Raw genomic sequence first — 22,327 nt, forward strand, 5'->3', positions numbered from 1 at the left:
TGGCTGCCGTCAACGCGCTTCAGTCAGGTAGCCCCAATCCTGAAAACGCTGCTGCTCGGCAGGGTCATCGGCAAAAGCCAAAAAGTACAAATACTCCGGTGCTACATCCAACTCGCCGGGCCAGCTCAAAGAGCCGTGCGCCAGCTTGTACTGGCAGGCAAAACTTTCATTGGCGAGCCCCGAAAATAGGCCCTGCGCATAGCTCAGCAAAGGCCGCGCACTTATATTGCCGCGACGACCGTTGCTGAACATCAGTTCAAATCGCAAGTCACCGAGGTAGGTGGCTTCTTTGACGGTTAGCATATGAGCTCGAAACACTTAGGTGAGCGGCGCAATGCGCCTGAATTCACCGCTAGTTTGCATCCAGTGCCAGTTTTTCAGCAACTCGTCCTGATGCAGCGCGGCCCATTCAATCACCAGACTCAAAATACGCGGAGCCAAGCGACCCTCCATCAAACACAGACGAGCAATATCAATCGATGCGCTTTGCTCGCCGTATTCGGCATGAAAATGCGGCGGATTGTGCTCTCGGAAATACATGAAAATCACGATACCGAGAAACCGCGATATCTCCGGCATGTCGGTCGCTCCTTGACCTGAAAACATGCCTTAACTATGGACACAGATTCGCGGTTTCGCGACCCCGACTCAGCAATAAATTACGCCGACGGCTTCCAAACCAAGTCCAGCTCACGCGCAGCGCGAACATCATCCAAGCGACGCACCGGCATGGTGTGCGGTGCGCCCTTGACCAGCTCGGGCTGCGTGCGGGCTTCTTCGAGAATCTTCACCAGCGCATCGGCAAAGCCGTCGAGTTCGTCCGGCGATTCGGTTTCGGTCGGCTCGATCAAGAAGCATTCCGGCACCAGCAGCGGGAAGTAGGTCGTTGGCGCGTGGTAGCCGTAGTCGAGCAGACGCTTGGCGATGTCCATCGCGCTCACGCCCAGCTCCTTGGCCTCTTTGGCGAAGGTGATGATGAATTCGTGCGAGGCACGACGCTCCGGGTAGGCGAGCTGGAAGCCCTCCTTAACCAGACGCTGCATCAGGTAGTTCGCGTTCAGCGTCGAATACTCGCCAACACGGTGCAGACCTTCGCGACCCAGGGCATAGGCGTAGTACGCCGCGCGCAAGAGCACGCCGGCATTACCCATGTAGGCAGACAAGCGGCCGATGGTTTTCGGAATGTCTTTCTCGGTCAGCCAGCGATAGCTGCCATCGGCATCTCGGCCGGCAATCGGCGTCGGCAGATAGGGCAGCAGACGCTCACCCACACCCACGGGGCCAGCACCAGGGCCACCACCGCCGTGCGGCGTGGCGAAGGTCTTGTGCAAATTCATGTGCAGCACGTCGAAACCCATGTCGCCGGGACGCACTTTGCCGAGGATGGCATTGAGGTTGGCGCCATCGTAATAGAGCAAGCCGCCCGCTTGATGCACGGTCTCGGCAATCTCTTTGATCTGCTGTTCAAACACGCCGCAGGTCGAGGGGTTGGTCATCATCAGACCGGCTGTTTGCGGGCCGACCGAGGCCTTCAACGCCTCCAAATCGACATCGCCATTGGCCAGCGTTGGCACTTCACGCACCTTGTAACCACACATCACAGCGGTGGCTGGATTGGTTCCATGAGCAGCTGACGGAATCAGCATCTCGGTGCGCTCGAAATCCTGACGACCTTCGTGATAGGCACGAATCATGGCAACGCCAGCAAACTCGCCCTGCGCGCCGGCCATTGGCGTCAGCGACACGCCCTTCATGCCGGTGACTTCCATCAGTGTTTGCTGAAGATCGTAAATGCAGGCGAGATAGCCCTGCGAATGCGATTCCGGCGCCAACGGATGGCGATTCAAAAAGCCCGGCAGCATAGCGGCACGATGCGCGCCACGCGGGTTGTATTTCATGGTGCAAGAGCCAAGCGGGTAGAACTGCGTATCAATCGCGAAGTTCTTGCGCGACAGGTTGGTGTAGTGACGTACCACCTGCAGCTCAGATACTTCCGGCAGCAATGCGCGTTTCTTACGCAAAAAAGCCTCTGGAATATCGCTTAAGTCCTGGCGTACGGCCGGGGCCTGCGAGGTCGCGCGACGACCACTTTCCGAACGATCAAAAATGAGAGTCATGTCTTACTCCGAACGCAAAGCGTGGGCGAGCGCATCGGCATAGCGCTGAATATCGTGAGCGTTTTTGGTTTCTGTTGTGCACACCAAAAGGGCATTGCCCAGCTCGGGGTAATCCGCACTCAGATCAAAGCCACCCAACACGCCTTGAGTCGCCATGCGTGCCAACACGGGCGCAACGGGCACGGGCAAGCCCAGCACCTTTTCATGAAATACCGGGCGGTTAAAAAGACGCGACACACTGCCGCTTTTGCTCGTTGCCTGCGCTAATTCGCGGATGTTTTTGTGGCTGGCCAACGCGACGCGCTCCAAACCTTCCGCCCCGAGCAAACTCAGGTAGATGGTCGATGCCGTCATTGCCAAGCCCTGGTTGGTGCAGATGTTCGATGTCGCCTTAGCACGGCGAATATGCTGCTCACGCGCCTGCAAGGTCAGTGCAAAACCGGGCTTGCCTTCAAGGTCAACAGTGCGACCAATGATGCGACCCGGCATTTGGCGAATGAACTCCATTTTGCAGCACATAAAGCCGCAATAAGGCCCGCCCGAGGACAGCGGAATACCGAAAGGCTGGGCCTCACCGACCACGATGTCGGCACCGGTTGTGCCCCAGTCGCCGGGTGGCGCAAACAGCGTCAGTGCCAACGGGTTCACGCAGCCAATCACCAAAATACCCTGTGCGTGCGCCCAGTCAGTCAGCAGATCCACCTCTTCCAGCACGCCGAAGAAGTTCGGTTGCGGAATCACCAAAGCAGCAAAGTCTTCGCCCTCATAGGCTTTCAGGCTGGCCGGGTCGATATGACCGCCCTGACGGTGATAGTCCAGCTCGACCAATTCGATATCCTGACCTTCCACGATGGCCTTCACCGCGGCGCGGTATAAAGGCGACACGGTGCGGGGCATGAGAATGCGGCGCGACTTCGACTTCTTGTTGGCGCGAATCGCCATGAGTACGGCTTCCGACAAGCCCGAAGCACCGTCGTAAACCGACGCATTGCTAGCATCCATGGCGGTCAGGTGCGCCATCATGGACTGAAACTCGTAGATGACCTGCAAGGTCCCTTGCGAGGCCTCAGCCTGATAGGGCGTGTAGGCGGTGAGGAACTCGCCACGCGATGCCAGATCCCATACCGCGGCCGGAATATGGTGCTCGTAGGCACCGGCACCAATAAAGCAGAGTGCGCCTGCATCCTGCTCACTACGCTCGCGCATCAGTCGTGTCACATCCATTTCGGACAGACCATCCGGCACGCCGGTCAGTGGCTGGCAACGGATCGCCGCCGGAATTTCGTCGAACAGCGTATCGAGCGAATCAGCGCCGGCACCATCGTTGAGGGTGTCGAGCATGCGGCGGACATCACCGCGCGTATGAGGGATAAAAGGCATATCAGGCTCAGCTCAAAAGGGCATTAGCGTGATCGGCACTGGCAGGCCGATCACGTGCAAATCAATGGGCTTGTGCAGCGTATTCATCCGCCGACAGCAGCTTGTCGAGCTCGCTGACATCGCTGATGCGGATACGGTACAGCCAACCTTCGGTGTACGGCGCGCTGTTTACGATTTCAGGTGTGTCTGCGAGCGCTTCGTTAATTTCAACAATCTCACCGGACACGGGTGCATAAATGTCGGAAGCCGCTTTCACGGACTCCACCACACCGGCTTCATCGCCCGCTTGCACGCTGTCGCCAACGCTGGGCAGCTCAACATAGACGAGGTCGCCCAAGGCTTCCTGGGCATGGTCTGAAATACCCACGGTCACGATATCGCCGTCAAGACGCGCCCATTCGTGGCTGCTGGCGTACTTCAATTCTTCTGGTGTGTTGCTCATGGTGATTACTCAGGCGGCCAAAACCGCTCACAGGTTTAACGTTAAATGAGTGCTTTGCCATTTCGAGCAAAGACAGGTTTTACAATTTGAGCCGGCAGGAGCTTGCCGCGAATATCCACCATCGCGTGGGTTGCATTTGTGACCGGCACTCGCGCAAAGGCAATCGCCTTTTCTAGCGTGGGTGAGAAAGTACCCGATGTCGTTTCGCCATCAGCCACACCATCAATCACCACGCGCATGTGCGAACGCAGGACACCACGTCCCTCCAGTACCAAGCCGACCAGCTGATGACTGACCCCGGCCTCACGCTCTGCTAACAGGGCGGCCTTGCCGATAAAGTCGTGCTCCCAGGCGATGCTCCACCCGAGGTTAGAGGTCAACGGCGACGTGTCATCGTTCATATCATTGCCGTAGAGCGGCATACCGGCTTCTAAGCGCAAGGTATCGCGCGCGCCCAGACCGCAGGGTGTCACGCCAGCGGCCAATAAATTCTGCCAAAACGTGGCCGCGTGCTCGGCAGGCAAAATCACTTCATAGCCCGCTTCGCCGGTGTAACCGGTGCGCGCAACAAACCAGTCCTGCGCCACTTCAGCACCCTGAAATACCGCTAGCGTTTGCAACATCTCGGCATGCTCAGGCAGAACGGCATGGACAACGGCGCGCGCCTGAGGCCCTTGCACTGCCACCATGGCCAAATCGGTTCGTTCGATGAGCGCCACTCGGAAGCTTGCAGCGTGCGCCTGCATCCAAGCCAAGTCTTTGTCATGCGTGCCGCAATTGACAATGACACGCCACAGTTCGGGCTGTTCAGGCGTTGGCGCGTAAACAATCAGGTCATCTATGACCCCACCGCGCTCGTTCAACATCACGGAATAAAGCGCCTTGCCGGGCAGTGTTAGTTTGGCCACATCATTGGCTAACAAGCGCTGCAAATACATCACCGCATCGGGGCCAGTTAATTCGAGCAGCGTCATGTGGGATACATCAAACATGCCCACACCGCGCCGCACGGCGTGATGCTCCTCCAAGACCGAGGCGTACTGAACAGGCATATCCCAGCCGCCAAAATCGACCAACCGCGCATTCAGCGCGACATGCTCATTGTATAGCGACGTACGCAGACCCATGTCGGCTCCAAAGGGGGTTGGCTGAGCAAAATTGACGCGCATTTTACATGGGCATGACCACTCATGGCGAGCGACAGCTTGCGGTCGATTTTCGACATAATTTGACATATAATGCCCGCAAATTGCTCACCAAGCCCACCGTAAGTGCCTGATTCTATTAATGGCTTTTATTTACGTGCCGGCTAGCAATACCCTATTTCACCTATAGAGAGTTGTCATGACCCACGCTGCAGTGCAAGCTCCCGCCTTTGTCAAACACCCACGTCTGATTGCTTGGGTAGCCGAAATGGCCGCCCTGTGTAAGCCCGCAGCCATTCATTGGTGTGATGGCTCAGAGGCCGAATACGACCGTCTTTGCCAACTGTTGGTGGACGCCGGCTCATTCAAAAAGCTGAATCCGGCAAAACGTCCTAACTCCTATTTAGCATGGACCGACCCTTCCGACGTCGCGCGCGTAGAAGATCGCACCTACATTTGCTCTGAGAAGAAAGAAGACGCTGGCCCCACCAATAACTGGATGGACCCGGCGGCAATGCGCACCACGTTGAACCCACTGTTCGATGGTTGCATGGCTGGCCGCACGATGTATGTTGTGCCGTTCTCTATGGGCCCACTGGGTTCGCCGATTGCCCACATTGGCGTAGAGCTTTCCGATAGCGCTTATGTCGCCGTCAACATGAAGCACATGACCCGTATGGGCCAAGCCGTATACGACGTACTCGGCACCGATGGCGAATTTGTTCCCTGCATGCACACGGTTGGCGCGCCCTTAGCCGCTGGCCAGAAAGACGTGGCTTGGCCTTGCAACCCTACCGTTAAGTACATCGTGCATTACCCAGAAACCCGTGAAATCTGGTCTTACGGCTCCGGTTACGGCGGCAACGCCCTGCTTGGCAAGAAGTGTTTCGCCCTTCGTATCGCATCCACAATGGGTCGCGACGAAGGCTGGCTGGCCGAACACATGCTCATCCTCGGCGTGACTAACCCGCAGGGCAAGAAGTACCACGTCGCGGCCGCCTTCCCGTCGGCCTGCGGCAAGACCAACTTCGCCATGCTCATTCCGCCCGTTGGCATGCCCGGCTGGGGCGTCACCACCATTGGCGACGACATTGCGTGGATCAAGCCGGATGCCCAAGGCAACCTGCGCGCCATCAACCCAGAAGCCGGTTACTTCGGCGTTGCGCCTGGCACCAACATGCAGACCAACCCCAACTGCATGTTGTCTCTGAACAAAGACGTCATCTTCACCAACGTCGCACTCACCGATGACGGCGATGTCTGGTGGGAAGGCTTGGGCGATGCGCCTGCGCATCTCATCGACTGGCAGGGCAAGGACTGGACACCCGAAGACGGTAAGGCTGGCCGCAAGGCTGCACACCCGAACTCGCGCTTCACCGTGTCCGCCACAAACAACCCAGCCCTAGACAGCGAATGGGACAACCCGGAAGGCGTGGTCATCGATGCCTTTATCTTCGGCGGCCGTCGCTCCAACACCGTGCCACTTGTGACTGAAGCTCGCAACTGGGTGGAAGGCGTCTACATGGCAGCGACCATGGGTTCCGAAACCACCGCTGCTGCCTTCGGCGCGCAGGGTGTGGTTCGTCGTGACCCCTTCGCCATGCTGCCGTTCGCCGGCTACAACATGAGCGACTACTTCCAGCATTGGCTGAACCTCGGCGCCAAGCTGCAAGCCGCTGGCGCAAAACTGCCACGCATCTACAAAACCAACTGGTTCCGTAAAGATGCCAACGGCAAGTTCATTTGGCCAGGCTTTGGCGAGAACACGCGCATCCTGAAGTGGATGATTGACCGTATCGAAAACGAAGCCCAAGGCGTCGAGCACGCTGTCGGTATCAGCCCGCGCTACGAAGACATTCGCTGGAATGGACTGGACTTCAGCCGCGAGCAGTTCGATCTGGTCAGCGACATCAATGCCGCCGACTGGGCCGAAGAGCTGAAGCTGCACGATGAGCTGTTCGAGAAACTAGCGCACAACCTGCCCACCGAGCTGACCACAGCTAAGGCGGCGTTGGCTGAGCGCTTGGCATCGTAAGTTCGCTCAACGTTGACGCATAAAAAAACGGGCTTAGCCCGTTTTTTTATGCCCTAAAATTGCCGCTCGCCCTTAGCGCTTAAGCGGCGCTAAGGAAGCGTCAATGATGAATCGGCCAGCAGGTACGCGAACCTTTAAATCACCCGCCAACAACCCACCCAAAGCACCCAATTTAGCCGTTAGTCGCACGGGGTCTTTATTGGACAGCTGCACCGTTAGGCGACCATCAGGCAGGAACTTAACTTCCCCTTGCGCCACGATGGAGCCCGAACCATTGCTGAGGTTGGCCGTTGAGGTTAAGTCATCATTACTTCTGACTTTGTGCTCAATGGGAATCAAGCCTACCCCCAGAATACTGGCCTGCGCATTGATTTCTGGGATGTCGGTATACAAATCCAGCTTAGCCTCTAGCATGAGCTTGCTTACGCCATTCGCATCAGTGATCGAAAAGATGCGTCCCTCAATGGGGCCTTTGTCTTCGGGATAGCGCATACGGAAAACCAAAGGCCCTGTGTAGAGCAGGCCTTCCTGCAACTCCGTATTCGTCGCGTCTTTAGCACCAATAGGCAGCAATCCATCCACCAGTCCAGCGCCGGTATCAATTAATGCCGACAGGGGTCCGCCCAGACCAGGAATAGCACCGAGCGCGCCAAATAGTGCCGCCGTGAGTGGGCTGGCGTCTGGTGTAAGCCCTAAGTCAGCGTAAATGTACGCGCCCGATGTCACCACAATGGACGGGCTAACCTGTACGCGGATCGCCTTTTTCGGAATATTTCCCGCGCGCAGATCTTCTACATTGCCATTCAAACGCGCATTAAGTGCTGCTGAGATCAGGAGGAATTGGTTGCCTTGGCAATCACGCCCCACGTTCACGGAGCCTTCATCTTCGGAGCCGATGCCATTCTCACAACCCAGACGGAACTTTGTGGCCGCACCGGAGAATGACTTCCCGGTGGTAATGCGATCTGGTTGCAGTAGCGCGCCATTTGACGCCAAACAGCGGCCTGGCGTTGCCACACCATCATCCCGCCCTGAGTTACACAGGCCTGGCTCACTAAATTTGGCGGAACGTCGCTCACTCGGGTCGAGACGGAAGTTGGCATTCACATCCAAAACCGGCAACACACGCAAGCCAATCGTGCTACCGCCCTCTTCAGGGCCACCCCGGAAAAACACTTCTAACGGTGGACCGCCCCGTTGCGGATTGCGTGCGTCTGCCAGCGTTTGCGCAATGAGCTGCGTCTGTAAAGGCAGGCCATTTATGCCACAAATCGCTTGCGACCCGGTGCAGTTAGCCGCCGAGCTGGTCAGGTCATTATTCGAATGCAGGACATAACGGTAAAGTTGCCCCACAACCCAAGGCTGGGCAGGCACAAATTGCAAAGCGCGTGGCTGCACCTTAAGTGTTCCTGGCACTACCCCCAGACAATTACCGGAAGCATCGACACGCTCTACCCTCACGCTACCAATGCCATTACACAGCACGGCCCGGGTCACACTATTTGGGTGAATCGACTGCGAGAAATTCGCCTCAATAACACGATTAGGCTCAATTAACGGCAGGGGTAAGTCATCATCTGCAGGGCCATCGCCATTGGCGCCTAAGCGTCCGCCCGCACACTTCCCCTGGATACCCGCCGCCACATTGCGGGTTCCTGCTGCAATCGGACAGGGGAAGCCGGGGTAGTTGGAGAGCACGATGGGAGGGCGAATCTTTGTGGGGTCTAAGCCAGGGATTTTGAAATCAAAATTTTGCAGCAGGCCGCCCTTCAAGGCGTTGCCAGCAAAGTCTTTCACGCTGGGCGCTAAGGCTAAACGGTAGTTCTTTCCATGCTCCCACGGCGTATTTGGCGTGACAATTAACGACACGCCATCTAGCCGCCACGTAAATGGCTCGGGCACATTGTTCTTCAGCAGCGAGATAACGCCCGTTGGCTGAAAGGACTTAATGTCCATGGCTTTATTGAAGTTCACCAACAGTGGGTCACCGGGTCGAATGAACTCACCGCCGGGCAAACCATTCACGGTTTCGCCTGGAACCCAAGACTGCACTTCGGGAGGCACGATATCGGTAACGGCATTGCCAGCCGGGCGCTTCAGGTCCGTTTTTAGCTTCAATGCCAGCACGCCAACGGCGTTATCCACACCGAGAATCTTGAGCTCAATCGTGCCTACAGCTTCGATGGTGAGCACTTGTGTTTGCTGATCCAGTGTTGCTAGACCGACCACCTGAACATGCGAAATATCTTGGGTAAATGCGCCATTGGATGTGCCGTTTTGTGCCGACACGTTGATGTCCATTTCCAGCGTCACCATTGCTGGCGCCGCCAGCGAAGTGCTGTAACGGTTCGGCAGCAGCAGGCCATTGGCATCGGAAATTAGCGTAATGGTCAAATCACCCGTATCGAGTCCCGCAGGCACAAGACCATCTAGCTTTACGGACAGGTTGCCTGCTTTCAGAATATTGCCGCGAGGCACACGCAATGGCGTGATGCCTGTGAATTGTGAAAAATTTGCTGGCAAGGCTAGATCTGCAAACAGCTTACCTTCAGCTTGTGGTTTCGGCGCTCGCTCTTTCTGCCCCAATAAGGGAGAGGCCACTGGTACCTGGTTAATACAGGCATCGGTCAATAGCGACTTAACATTGCAGGTGTTACCCGTTGGCTCCGAGGTCAACACCTGCACCTCAATCCGTGAAGCCTTATTCAAATCAGGATCAGTGTTAATCCCTGAATTCAGCGGCATGAAGCTATACGCAGCAAACTGACCCGGCACTAAGGCTTTATTCAGCGTGCTTTTCAGCGAATTAGTTAACGACAGCGTGTAGCTGAGGTTGGGATTTAAGTCAGCCTCAGGATCAATGCTCAGGTGATTGCCCTGCACTAACACGCGTGCCGGCACGAGCGTTGTACCTTGCAACAGACGAATGGACGTGCCGTATTGCACGGTCTTGCTGTCGATGGGCTGGGTCATCAACAAGCGTATCGTGGAAAAATCGATCAGGCCCAGTGGCTTGTTACCAATCAGGAAATTCGTGGGCGCCGGCGTGAGTTGTGCCACTTGGAAGTCGGGCGTGAGCGATTGCAGATCGGTGGGGCCTTCAAACGCAGCGCGCGTGGTAAAGGTTAGCGGCGGGTAGGAAGGTGGCTGCAATGCCACATTGCCGCTGGTGAGCGGAATGGTTTGGCCGACAATGGTGTACTGCGTTTTCGGCTGAAGCGGCTTTATCGGCGTGATCACCACCCCTTTTCCATCCGGCACCGCAACCACATCAAAATCCTCACTCACCGTGCTTCCAGCGGGCCTAATCGCGAAAAGCGACTTTAAGGTTTGATTTGTCGCCAGTTTCAAAGGGTGCGAAAAGCGCAGCACGATGGGCGCTGAAGGCACCACATCTGTCTGCCCCAACATGGGGTAGGCATAGACCAAACTACGCTCTTGATCTGTGATATTGGCCGATGGCCCCGGCATAGTGGGCACAACAGGCGTTTGCTGACGACCACTACCGCCGCTGCACGCACTGAGCAAAACGACCAAACTACACGCAATTAACTTTTTCATGTCGGCGCTCATCAGAAGGTGAGGTGAATTGCGGCGTTAAGCACGCTGACATCACCGCCTGCGGTTGCGCCTTCACAACGAACTTTTACATCGTTACCGGAGTTATCTTTAACCGGTGGACGCGGGCAGTTGGGGTTGTTCTGATTGCCCGCAGGCGCAGTGGTACTGATTAAGAAATCTCGGTCTTCGAGCAGATGGTATTGGTAGGCGAAGTCCAGTCGTACGGGTTGTGACAAGAACAAGGCCTTCTCAATTAAGTAAGAAAAGCCCAGCCCCATGACCACTTTGTCATTATCAACGTAGTTCACATTGAGCGATTCGGTGCTCTCCAGTGGTGACTGTTCGTAGCTCACGCCCCCCAGCACACTGAATTCACGATTTAGACGGTATTCGAAGCCCGCACGCGGAATAAGCACATCTTTAAATTTGAGCTGGCCGATGTCTTTAATCGTGTCATTTTTGAACTGGTCATTTGCGCCGGACCAGAGCGCATAGTCCATGGAGGCGCCCAAGCGCAACTTATGCATATTGTATTGAATGCCGGCCGTGAAGGTTTCTGGCTGATAGTTATCTAAGGTGTTCACAATCAAAGGCAGCTGTGTAATGAGGTTAGGCACAACGGCATTCGCGTTCACTTTGGTGTTGTACTTAGACTCATAGCGCCAGCTGGCGGCTGTTTCTAAGCCCTTGGCCCAGCAAAACTTTTGATCTGGGCAAAGAATATCGCCCCAATTTAAGTTGGCCGAGAGAATGGGCTGAATAGAGGGCGCCGCGGAGACTTGCAGACTTTCAAAACCGGTCTGCCCACTGACTTGAGCTTGCGCGCCCAAGTTTGCACTGGCATTCAGGGTGATGCGCGTCGAAGCGCCCACATCCACGCCTTTAAACAGGTTTAAGCCCGCGCCTAAGCTCAGGAATAAGGACTGCTGACCGTATTTCAGGGACTGGGCGGTTTGATCCGATGTGGAGCTGAACGCCAGCAAGTTTGTGCCCGTCCGCTCGGCACCCAACATAAAGCCCAGCACAATGGCACGATCATCTTTGAGCATTTTGCTCAGATCAGTTTTGAAGCCGAGCAAGATGTTGTAATTGGAATTGTCCTCAATCACGTCGTCTTGAACAACGTCATCGGGGGTATTCCAGCCTTTCGCCGTTAGCGTTTGATCGGTGAACAACATGCCTGCGCTCATCGCCCCTTTTCGGTCGCGAGCCAGATACGCCGGGTTGTAATACACCGCTGAGGGCTGGTTTGAGAACAATGACAAAGACTGCGCCGAGGCTACATCATTCGGTAATAGACCGAAATTAGAGCCAATATGGCCCAGGCTGGCCTGCGCAACTGAGGCACTCAGTAACAACAGGGAGCCGAGGCTAAGACGAACCGTGAGCTGCTTCATGAATCCACCCTCATATTTTTATGCTATCGATTCGTGATCGACGTGTATTTTTATGTTGCTGCGAAGTTACTCGACCTTGGAGTCATCTTGCCAGCTAACGCTTGTACCGTTTTTGTAAATTGCCCATAAAAAAACCTCCCGAAGGAGGTCTTTTCACGCTAAATCACCCTTATCGGAACACGGCCACACTGGCGATTTGCACTAACTCAATCGCTGGCTCTGGATACACGCCGAGTGCAAACATTAGCACCGCCATGGCAATGACCATGATGCCGCCCAAACGTACACCCCAGAAGGTATCCGCTTCCATGCGACGCATACCCGGCGTTGGCATAAACAATGCCACCACCACGCGCAGGTAATAAAACAGACCAATCGCACTACCAATGACCAGAGCACCCAGCAGCCACCAAAGCTTGGCATCCACGCCAATTGCGGCGATATAGAACTTACCAATAAAGCCAGCGGTGAATGGAATACCGGCTAAGGACAGCATCATGACCGTCAATACCGCTGTTAAATAAGGGCGACGCCAGAACAGGCCACGGTAGTCGAAGATCGCATCGGCATCTTTACCGTTATAGGGACTGGAGGTCAGCGCCACCACTCCAAACGCACCAATCGTAGTCACTACATAAGTCAGCAGGTACATATTGATGGCTTCAAGCGACAGCGCGCCACCGGCAATAATCGCCACCAGAATGTAACCAAAATGCGCGATGGAAGAGTAACCCAGCAATCGTTTAAGGTTGCTCTGATTCAGCGCCAGCAAGTTACCTAACGCGATGGACAAGAAAGCCAGTACGGTTAGGAGGTTGACCCAAATTCCTGTGTGAGCCACGGGGACTTCCACAAACAATCTCAACAGCACCGCAAACACGGCCACCTTGCTGACCGTGGCCAGGTAAGCGCCCACTGGCGCTGGCGCCCCCTCGTATACGTCGGGCGTCCACAGGTGGAATGGGGCCATGGACAGCTTGAAAGCCAAGGCCATCAAAATCATTGCAAAGCCAGCCAGCGCGAACGGGCTAATAATGCCTGCGGAGGCTAGTTGAGCACCCAGACCGCCGAAATTCAGTGCGCCGGATTCGGCATAGAGCAGCGCCATACCAAACAACATGAATGCAGAGGCAGCCGCTGACAGTATGAGGTATTTAATGCCGCCTTCGAGTGAGCGTCGATTACGGAAGGTGTAGGCCACCAAGCCATATACAGGAATCGACATCAACTCCAAACCAATAAAGAGCGAGGCCAAGTGACGCGACATGATCAGTACAATCGCACCCAATGCCGACAGCACCAGCAGCAAATACATTTCTTCGCGATTGCCGTTGTAGCCCTTTAAATAAGCATGCATCAGCGTGCTACAGGCCAGTGTGGCAAACAGCACTAAGCCAATAAAAAAGCTGGCATGACCATCCATTTGCAACAGAGGCGTAATGAGCTGAGGACCCACGGCGTGGGCGAAAGGCACGGAGAACAGCGCCAAGTTCAGGCCAATTACAGTTAGCGTGGCATTAAGGTCATGCTGACGACGAATGGCGATAGACAGCATCACCAAAATTGCCGTGGCTCCTGTGATGAGCAGGGGCAGCATTGCGAGAATCATTGGAGTCGTGATCGTCATGGCGGATTACAAGGCCGGTTGCACAGGCAGAGCAGCCTGTGTGAACAAGAAATGAAGGTTCTGCATGCTCACCACCGAGGTGTCGAACACTGGCTGTGGGTATAGACCGAGCCAGAGCAGAGTAATAATCAGGCTTAGCATGATGAGCTTTTCGCGAACATTAAGGTCAGCCAACGCGTGATCCGATTTCGCCGGGCCGTAGAAGGCCTTTTGCATCATCAGCAGGCCGTAAATAGCGGCCAGAATCAGACCGCCCGCCGTCACGGTAGCAACCACGGCGTTTGCCTTGAAGCTGCCGAGCAGAATCATGATTTCGCCGACGAAATTGCCCATGCCCGGCAAGCCCAGCGAAGCGGCCGCAAAGAACAACATGATGGGTGGCAAGAAGCGCATGCGCGACCAGAGACCACCCATCTCGCGTAAATCGCGGGTATGCAGCCGCTCGTAAAGCTCGCCGCAAAGAATGAACAGTGCGCCGGCCGAAATACCATGCGCCAACATCTGCACAACAACGCCCTGCAAGGCCACCATATTGCCGGAGTAGATACCGACCAGGACGAAGCCCATGTGCGATACCGAGGTATAGGCAATGAGGCGCTTAATGTCGGTCTGGGCACAGGCCAAAATAGCGCCATAGAAAATGCCGAAGACACCGAGCCACATGGCGATGGGTGCAAATTCAATAGAGGCATTGGGGAACAGCGGTACGCCAAAACGCAGCAGACCGTAGCCTGCGGTTTTCAGCAGCACACCGGCGAGATCGACCGAGCCGGCAGTGGGCGCTTGCGCATGAGCATCAGGCAACCACGAGTGAAATGGCACAACGGGCAGCTTCACGGCAAAGGCGATGAAGAAGCCCAGCATCAGTACCATTTCAACGGCCGGCGCCATGCTGGTTCCCAGCAGATCATCGTAGCTAAACGTAAGTACGCCGGTATTTTGTGCGTGAACCAACACGAGGCCAATGATAGCGAGCAAGAGCAGCAAACCACTGGCCTGGGTGTAAATAAAGAACTTCGTAGCGGCACTGATGCGGCTGCGGCCGTTAGCCCCCTTGTGACCCCAGAGGGCGATCAAGAAGAACATCGGGACCAGCATCATTTCCCAGAAGAAGAAATACAGGAACAGGTCTACGGCGAGGAAGACACCCACTACACCGCCCAAGTTCCACAGCAGGTTCAGGTAGAAGAAGCCAACATGGTTTTCAATTTCGCGCCACGAGCAGGCAACGGCCAGTGCACCCAGGAAACCGGTGAGCAACAGCATCAACATCGACAGGCCATCTAAGGCGAGGTGGAAGCTAATACCAAAGCGGGGAATCCAGTCACGTTGGAACTCCAGCTGCCACTGCGGGCTTCCGCTGATGGCGGTGGATAACGCCTCACCGTGATAGTCACCCTGCAACCACACCAGCACAGTCAGCGCAAAGAACGCCACCATGGTGACTAAGGCAATCCAGCGCGGCGTGTTGGGGCTGAGACGCTCGGCCTGCCAAGCCAGCAAACCGCCCGCAAAAGGAATCAGCAGTAGCCAGAGCAATATGGATGAATCAAACGTGATCATGGCTTACACCAACACAAGCAAAGAAAGAATGATCAAGGCAGCCACAGCAAATGACGCGGCATACCAACGAATCTGACCGTTTTCAGTCGGCACCAAGAGGCGGTTACCCAATCGGGTCAGGCGCGGCAATAGACCTATGCCCTGATCCGCCGGATCGTGTCGCAGCACATGCACCAAGAACATGAATGGCTTCACGAAAACTCGGTCGTAGAGCCAATCAAAGCCCCAGGCGTTGTACCAAAGTTTGCTAAGGGCACGTGCCGGTGCGAGCTCGCCCAACGCGGTAACGAAACGGCGCTCGCCCAGGAACAAAAAGGCCGCAATGATGATGCCGAGAATCGCAATACCGCCGGAAACCATTTCGAGCTCATGCTTACCGTGCTCACCCGCTGTGGCCGATGGCATGGCTGGCAGTACATCGGCCAGTGGCTGTTGAATCAGCGCGCCAACACCCGTAGACAGTACCAGCAGGATGGCCAAGGGCAGCCAGTACGTCACACCCTTAAGGGCATGCGCATGGGTCTTTTCTTCACCATGAAACACGATAAAGATCAGGCGGAAGGTATAGATCGAGGTCAGGAAGGCACCTAGCAAGCCTGCGAGCAGCAAGTTCGAGTGGCCGCCGGCATAAGCCTCGAAAAGAATTTCGTCTTTAGAGAAGAAGCCAGAGGTCACGAATGGCAAGGCCGCCAGCGCACCGCCACCGATCAGGAAGCAGGCGTACACGAACGGGATTTTCTTGCGCAGGCCACCCATCTTGAAGATGTTCTGCTCGTGATGCACAGCGATGATGACCGCACCCGCCGAGAGGAAGAGCAGCGCCTTAAAGAAGGCATGCGTCATCAAGTGAAAAATAGCGGCCGACCACGCGCTGACACCCAGGGCCAGAAACATATAGCCAATTTGGCTCATGGTCGAATAGGCCAGAATGCGCTTGATATCGGTTTGAACCAGCGCTGCAAAGCCCGACAGCACCAGCGTAATCGCGCCAATGATGCCCACCAGTGCCAGTACATCGGGTGCTAACTCGAATAGTCCGTGCGTACGGGCAATCAAGTACACACCGGCAGTAACCATGGTAGCGGCGTGAATGAGGGCGGAGACGGGAGTTGGACCTGCCATCGCATCCGCCAACCACGTTTGCAGCGGTAGCTGTGCGGATTTGCCGACAGCACCGCCGAGCAACATCAGCGTCGCCATGTTGATCCAGAACGAGCCGCTAGCAAAGTGTTGCGGTGCCAGCACCATCAGTTCCTGAATGTTCAACGTGCCGAGTTCACGGAACAAAATCATCATGCCGATGGCAAGGAAGGTGTCGCCGACGCGGGTGACGATGAAGGCCTTGCGTGCGGCCAGACCGTTGGCCGCATCTTTGTAATAGAAGCCGATGAGCAAGTAGGAGCAAAGGCCCACACCTTCCCAACCGAAGTACAGGAATAACAAGTTATCGCCCAGTACCAGGAAAATCATGGAGGCAACAAACAGGTTCATGTACGAGAAGAAACGCTCGTAGCCGTCCTCTCCGCGCATATACCACGACGCGAAGATATGAATCAGAAAGCCAACCCCGGTGATAACGCCCATCATGGTCAGAGACAGGCCGTCTAAGCGCAGAGCGAACTCGGCATTCAGGCCATCCACCGCCAGCCACGTCCACAGCACTTGGGTGAATGCGCCGCTTTCCGGTGTATGGGTCAGGAAGTCGTAGCCGACCCATGCCGTGGTGGCCGCCGACAGACCGAGCGAACCCACGCCAATGAGTGCCGCCACATTTTCTGAAATACGCTCACGCGAAAGCGACAGCAGAATGTAGCCCAAGAGGGGAAATACAATGGTCAGGAAGAGCAGGTTCATCCGCGCATCTCACTGGCAGCATCAATGTCGAGGGTTTTAAAGCGACGATACAACTGCAACACAATGGCCAGGCCTACCGAGGCCTCAGCGGCGGCCAAGGTGATGACAAAAATGAACATGACCTGGCCATCTGCCTGCGCCCAGCGCGCACCCGCCACAACGAAGGCCAGTGCCGTGGCATTCATCATGACTTCCAGTGACATCAGCACAAACAAAATATTGCGGCGCACCAGCAAGCCGGTCAGGCCGAGTACAAACAAAATGGCGGCAAGTGCCAAGCCATGCTCCATGGGTATTCCGGTCATTACACTGTCCATCCCGTCAAAACCTGTAGCAGCCAATTACGGCTGATCATCCGAACGGCCTAGGTGGTATGCCGCCACCATAGCGCCTAACAATAAGAAAGAGGCCAGCTCTACCGCGAGCAAGTAGGGGCCATATAAGGCCACGCCCACTTCCTTCGCGGACACTGGCGTCAAGCCAGCCGGGTGCTGACCCATGCCACTCAATACATAGCCCAAGGTGCCTAGCAAAGCCAAGGCCAGCAAGGAGGGCAGCAGCCACACACGCGGTGTCATCCAAGCCTTTTCCTGGGCCATGGCGGCATCGTCCATGTTCAGCATCATGATGACGAACACAAACAGCACCATGATGGCACCGGCATACACGATGATTTCCAACATGCCAGCAAATGGCGCGCCGAGGGCAAAGAAAATCACCGCCACCGCCAGTAAAGACACGATGAGGTTGAGCAACGCATGCACCGGATTGGTGTGCGTGATCACGCGCAGCGTAGCCAGGATGGCAACAGCAGCAGCAATGTAGAAGGCATATAGCACGGCATTCACTCTCTTCATGCGCCAACCGAAGCCGGCGCCGTTGTTATCCGCCGATTACGGCATCAGACCCTTAACGCTGACCGGCTCAGCTTCATGCTGCGCCGCGCCTTTCGGCTTGCCAGCAATAGACATACCGGCGACACGGTAGAAGTTGTAATCCGGGTTTTTGCCTGGGCCAGAAATCAGCAGATCTTCCTTTTCGTAGACCAGATCCTGACGCTTAAACTCCGCCATTTCAAAATCCGGCGTGAGCTGAATTGCCGTGGTTGGGCAGGCCTCTTCGCACATGCCGCAGAAAATGCAGCGCGAAAAATTGATACGGAAAAACTCGGGGTACCAGCGGCCATCGTCCGTTTCAGCTTTTTGCAGCGAGATGCAGCCTACGGGGCAGGCCACTGCACAGAGGTTGCAAGCCACACAACGCTCTTCACCGTCCGGATCGCGAGTCAGCACGATACGACCACGATAACGCGGCGGCACGTAGATCGGCACTTCCGGATACATGAGCGTGTCGCGCTTGCGGAACGAGTGCGAGAACACCATCACCATGCTGCGGATCTGGGTGAACGCGCCGACGATAATTCCAGTCAATGTCATCTTCAGTTCCTCAGGCGGCCGGGGCGTTTAGCAAGACAACCGCAGCCGTCACCAACATATTCAACAAACACAGTGGCAGGCACACCATCCAGCCAAAGGTCATCACGCGGTCGTAGCGTGGACGCATGAGCGCACCGCGCACGAGCACAAAGATCATGATGAAAAAGCCCGTCTTGGCGGCGAACCAGAAGAACGGTGGAATGTTTTCCAAATAAGGAATTGGCAGCGGCAGCCAGCCACCGAGGAACAGTGTGGCGAGCAGGGCCGAAATGACCACCACCGCAACGTATTCACCCACGAAGAACATGCCCCACTTCAGGCCCGAGTATTCGATGTGATAACCATCGGCCAGTTCCTGCTCGGCTTCCGGCTGGTCAAAGGGATGACGGTGAGTCACCGCGATGCCGGCGATCAGGAAGGTGCAGAAGGCAAAAAACTGCGGCACGATAAACCACATGTCCTGCTGTGCCAGCACGATGTCGCGCAGACTGAACGAGTCGGCCTGAATGACCACGCCCATGAGCGCGATGCCCATGAACACTTCGTATGACAGTGTTTGAGCAGAGGCGCGCATGGCCCCGAGCAAGGCGTACTTGTTGTTGCTCGACCAGCCGGCAAACAACACGGCATAGACCGCCAGTCCGGCCATGGCGAGGAAGAACAAGATACCGACATTGAGGTCAAACACACCCCAGGTTGGGGTGATGGGGATGACGGCCATCACTGCCAGCAGAGATGAAAACGCAATCGCGGGGGCTAACCAGAAAATGAACTTGTCGGCAAACGGGGGCGTCCAGTCTTCCTTAAAGAACATTTTCAACATGTCGGCGGCGAGCTGGAACAGGCCGAATGGGCCGACACGGTTGGGACCGTAGCGATCCTGCCAGAGCGCCAGCAAGCGACGCTCGACGAAGCTCAGGAAGGCCCCGGCGAGCACGACCGCAAGCAAAATGACCAGCGCTTTCATGACCGCAATGAGGATCTCGGCGAGATCAGGTGTTAGCCAAGCCATGTTCATGCTCAGAGGCCTCCCTGCAAGGCAATCGTGGCCCAACCCTGACGCGCCACCAGCGGCTGATCGGCCAAGCCCACAGGCAGACCGAGCGTACCCACAGGCAGGCTGTCATCAATGCGGATAGGCAGTTTGGCAGCGCCCGCACCCGCACGGACTAGGACCATGGCATCTGCACCCACGGTTAGCTGCGCGGCAGTGGCACTGCTCAACGCAACATACGCGGTTGCATTACGCGACTCGGTGACAGGCGCTTTTGCGGCCATTTCGTCGCTACCAAAGAGGTGGTAAATCGGCAACACACGTAGCTCATTGGTACGTACAGCAAAGGCTGCGGGCACATCACCAAAGTAGCCCATGGCCTGACCTGCCGTGAAGACGCGAACACCTTGGTCACCTGCCTTCAGGCTGCCACCAACTTCATCTTGGAATTTATTCCATGCAGATGGCGAGTTCCAACCTGGTGCCGAAGCAAACGGCACGATGGGCGACGACTCATTCGGACCGGCATAGCCTTCCATGGAGAACGCCAAGGCCGAGTCTGGATCTTGCGAGGCGCGTGGCTCATGCACGGAAATATTGGCACGCATGGAGGTGCGGCCGGAGTAACGACGCGGCTCACGGGCAATTTTCAGGCCGTGAATACGGAAGTTTGCATTCGGTGCTGCCGCGACAATGCTGGACAATGCAGGGATACCGGCGGCTGTTGCAGCTACGGCATCATCGAGCAAGGTCCACTGCACGTCTTTGTCTAACAGCGTGCTGTGCAGGGCATGTAGCCAGCGCCATGACTCTTTAACCAGTACGGCTGCGTCGTAATAGCTGGCATCAAATGCCTGGAAGTAGCGCTGTGCGCGCCCTTCTTGGCTGATCACAGTGCCATCGCCTTCGGCAAAGGTCGCCGCCGATAACACCCAGTGTGCCTTATCGGTAGTGGCGGTCTGCTGATGGTCCACAACAATCACGGTGCTTGCGGCATTCAGCGCGGCATCCACCACGGCCGTGTCGGCACGACGGTAAAGGTCATTTTCGAGCACCACCACCGTGTCTGCCGCGCCACTGGCGAGCAAACTGAGCGCCTCGTCCAGCGATTCGCCGCCGATTAACGTGCCACCCACCGAGTTCACTTCACTGAGTGCGAGCACGATGCCAGCGTCTTTCTCACGCTTGAGAAGCGCCTGAGTGATGTTGGCCGCCGCCTGCAGCACGGCGGCATCGCCAGCGCCCACACCGGACACAACCAAAGGCTTCTTAGCTGCTAACAATTCATTCGCGATGGCCTGTGCCAGTGTCTGCGTAGCCGCATCCAGGCCACTGACCGCAGGCGCCGTGGCATCAATGGCGTGCGCCACGGCAAAGCCTAAGCGCGCAATGTCTTCAGGCGCGGCACGATGGGTCGTCAGTGCCACATCATCCAAACGCGTCGCGCTTACGCTGGCAATAAACAGCGGCGACAAGGCGCGCTGGCCAATGTCACGCACCCCAAGGGCATTCCAATCTTGGATGCGCTTGTCCGCACTCATCTGCACCGGCTTGTTCTTGACAGACTGACGCAGTGCCAGCGCGAGACGCGCAGAGGTTTGCGTCACATCTTCACCGAGTACGAAAACGGCATCGCAGGCCTCAACATCACGCATGCCCAGTACGCGCTCTGCGTGGCTTTGCAAAATGCTCACCGCGAGTTGATCGAGGGCTTGATCCGCAGCATTAACACCGGCAAAGAAATTGTCGGCGCCGACCAGCTCGCGCAGCGCGAAATTGGCTTCGAGGCTGGCGCGCGGCGAGCCAATACCAATGGTGCGTTTAGCGGCTTTGACGGCGGCGGCAATGCCATCCAATGCCGCATCCATGCCACGCTTTTCAAGACCGGCAGCCGTGCGCTGCAAGGGCTGGCGTGGGCGATCTTCGCGATTGACGAAGCCGTAACCGAAGCGACCACGGTCACACAGGAAATACTGGTTCACGGCGCCGTTGAAGCGGTTTTCGATACGGCGCAGCTCGCCATAACGCTCGCCCGGGCTGATGTTGCAACCGGCCGCGCAGCCTTGGCAGATGCTAGGCGCGAACTGCATGTCCCACTTACGGTTATAACGCTCGCTGTGGGTTTTATCGGTGAACACACCGGTCGGGCAGACCTCGGCGAGGTTGCCGGAGAATTCGCTTTCCAGCGTGCCGTCTTCAACACGACCAAAATAGACGTTGTCGTGCGCACCGAAAACGCCGAGATCCTGGCCGCCGGCGTAGTCGTTGTAAAAACGCACACAGCGGTAGCAGGCGATGCAGCGGTTCATTTCGTGTCCGATAAACGGACCGAGATCTTGATTCTGGTGCGTACGCTTCTGGAAGCGATAGCGACGAGTGTTATGGCCCGTCATCACCGTCATGTCCTGCAAATGACAGTGGCCGCCTTCCTCACACACCGGACAGTCGTGCGGGTGGTTGGTCATCAACCACTCGACCACCGAAGCGCGAAATTCCTTGGCTTCAGCATCATCAATGGAGATGAAGGTGTTGTCGGTGGACGGCGTCATGCACGACATCACCAAACGACCGCGCTTGTCATCGGCGTTGGCGTACTGCTTGACCGCGCACTGGCGACAGGCGCCGACAGAACCCAGCGCCGGATGCCAGCAGAAATAGGGAATATCGAGGCCGAGCGAAAGACAGGCGCGCAACAGGTTGTCGCTACCGTCTACATCGTACTGCTTGCCATCTACATGGATCGTTGCCATTTCAGACCGTCTTCAAATTCGCGAAA

General features: G+C 56.3%; 17 protein-coding genes. 1 reads left to right on the forward strand and 16 read right to left on the reverse strand.

Translation table 11 applies throughout. The features are described from left to right. Positions 1-9: 9 nt before the first annotated feature. The 6 genes from A8710_RS01055 to gcvT all read right to left on the reverse strand — a co-directional run bounded on the left by A8710_RS01055 (position 10) and on the right by gcvT (position 5,066). Positions 10-303, reverse strand: coding sequence for a DUF2442 domain-containing protein (locus A8710_RS01055; RefSeq protein WP_068857586.1), 294 nt, complete (start codon positions 301-303; stop codon positions 10-12). A gap of 15 nt (positions 304-318) precedes the next feature. After that, positions 319-579, reverse strand: a complete 261-nt coding sequence (locus A8710_RS01060) for a DUF4160 domain-containing protein (RefSeq protein ID WP_068857587.1) — start codon at positions 577-579, stop codon at positions 319-321. 80 nt (positions 580-659) lie between these two features. Continuing rightward, positions 660-2,117, reverse strand: coding sequence for an aminomethyl-transferring glycine dehydrogenase subunit GcvPB (gcvPB, locus tag A8710_RS12290; protein ID WP_068857588.1), 1,458 nt, complete (start codon positions 2,115-2,117; stop codon positions 660-662). A gap of 3 nt (positions 2,118-2,120) precedes the next feature. Continuing rightward, positions 2,121-3,497, reverse strand: a complete 1,377-nt coding sequence (gene gcvPA / locus A8710_RS12295; RefSeq protein WP_068857589.1) for an aminomethyl-transferring glycine dehydrogenase subunit GcvPA — start codon at positions 3,495-3,497, stop codon at positions 2,121-2,123. Between the two features lie 61 nt (positions 3,498-3,558). Continuing rightward, positions 3,559-3,939 carry a glycine cleavage system protein GcvH gene (gcvH, locus tag A8710_RS01075; RefSeq protein ID WP_068857590.1) on the reverse strand — a complete coding sequence of 127 codons (381 nt, stop codon included), beginning with the start codon at positions 3,937-3,939 and terminating at the stop codon, positions 3,559-3,561. A 41-nt stretch (positions 3,940-3,980) separates the two neighbouring features. Next, the gene (gcvT, locus tag A8710_RS01080; RefSeq protein WP_068858113.1) at positions 3,981-5,066 is read right to left on the reverse strand and encodes a glycine cleavage system aminomethyltransferase GcvT; all 1,086 of its coding nucleotides are present in this window, start codon (positions 5,064-5,066) and stop codon (positions 3,981-3,983) included. A gap of 217 nt (positions 5,067-5,283) precedes the next feature. Here gcvT and A8710_RS01085 point away from each other — a divergent pair, with 217 nt between their 5' ends. After that, positions 5,284-7,119: a phosphoenolpyruvate carboxykinase (GTP) gene (locus tag A8710_RS01085; protein WP_068857591.1), complete on the forward strand. Its 1,836-nt coding sequence runs from the start codon at positions 5,284-5,286 to the stop codon at positions 7,117-7,119. Between the two features lie 72 nt (positions 7,120-7,191). Here the strand turns inward: A8710_RS01085 and A8710_RS01090 are convergent, their stop codons facing one another. From A8710_RS01090 to nuoG, 10 genes are all read right to left on the reverse strand, one after another. After that, a complete protein-coding gene (locus A8710_RS01090) occupies positions 7,192-10,680 on the reverse strand; it encodes an Ig-like domain-containing protein (RefSeq protein ID WP_068857592.1) in 3,489 nt (1,162 codons plus the stop codon). 11 nt (positions 10,681-10,691) lie between these two features. Continuing rightward, positions 10,692-12,077: an OmpP1/FadL family transporter gene (locus tag A8710_RS01095; RefSeq protein ID WP_068857593.1), complete on the reverse strand. Its 1,386-nt coding sequence runs from the start codon at positions 12,075-12,077 to the stop codon at positions 10,692-10,694. A gap of 169 nt (positions 12,078-12,246) precedes the next feature. Then, the gene (gene nuoN, locus A8710_RS01100; RefSeq protein WP_068857594.1) at positions 12,247-13,704 is read right to left on the reverse strand and encodes an NADH-quinone oxidoreductase subunit NuoN; all 1,458 of its coding nucleotides are present in this window, start codon (positions 13,702-13,704) and stop codon (positions 12,247-12,249) included. A 6-nt stretch (positions 13,705-13,710) separates the two neighbouring features. Beyond that, the gene (gene nuoM / locus A8710_RS01105) at positions 13,711-15,267 is read right to left on the reverse strand and encodes an NADH-quinone oxidoreductase subunit M (protein WP_068857595.1); all 1,557 of its coding nucleotides are present in this window, start codon (positions 15,265-15,267) and stop codon (positions 13,711-13,713) included. Between the two features lie 3 nt (positions 15,268-15,270). Next, positions 15,271-17,121, reverse strand: a complete 1,851-nt coding sequence (nuoL, locus tag A8710_RS01110) for an NADH-quinone oxidoreductase subunit L (RefSeq protein WP_068857596.1) — start codon at positions 17,119-17,121, stop codon at positions 15,271-15,273. Next, the gene (gene nuoK, locus A8710_RS01115) at positions 17,118-17,426 is read right to left on the reverse strand and encodes an NADH-quinone oxidoreductase subunit NuoK (protein WP_068857597.1); all 309 of its coding nucleotides are present in this window, start codon (positions 17,424-17,426) and stop codon (positions 17,118-17,120) included. The genes nuoL and nuoK overlap by 4 nt, the downstream gene beginning before the upstream one ends. Positions 17,427-17,462: 36 nt before the next feature. After that, positions 17,463-17,978 carry an NADH-quinone oxidoreductase subunit J gene (gene nuoJ, locus A8710_RS01120; RefSeq protein ID WP_406609577.1) on the reverse strand — a complete coding sequence of 172 codons (516 nt, stop codon included), beginning with the start codon at positions 17,976-17,978 and terminating at the stop codon, positions 17,463-17,465. A gap of 36 nt (positions 17,979-18,014) precedes the next feature. Next, positions 18,015-18,557 carry an NADH-quinone oxidoreductase subunit NuoI gene (gene nuoI / locus A8710_RS01125; protein ID WP_068857598.1) on the reverse strand — a complete coding sequence of 181 codons (543 nt, stop codon included), beginning with the start codon at positions 18,555-18,557 and terminating at the stop codon, positions 18,015-18,017. Positions 18,558-18,567: 10 nt separating this feature from the next. Beyond that, positions 18,568-19,569, reverse strand: a complete 1,002-nt coding sequence (gene nuoH / locus A8710_RS01130) for an NADH-quinone oxidoreductase subunit NuoH (protein ID WP_068858115.1) — start codon at positions 19,567-19,569, stop codon at positions 18,568-18,570. Between the two features lie 8 nt (positions 19,570-19,577). Continuing rightward, positions 19,578-22,301 carry an NADH-quinone oxidoreductase subunit NuoG gene (gene nuoG, locus A8710_RS01135; protein WP_068857599.1) on the reverse strand — a complete coding sequence of 908 codons (2,724 nt, stop codon included), beginning with the start codon at positions 22,299-22,301 and terminating at the stop codon, positions 19,578-19,580. Between the last annotated feature and the right edge of the window lie 26 nt (positions 22,302-22,327).

This window comes from Perlucidibaca aquatica (assembly GCF_001676655.1).
GTDB lineage: Bacteria > Pseudomonadota > Gammaproteobacteria > Pseudomonadales > Moraxellaceae > Perlucidibaca > Perlucidibaca aquatica.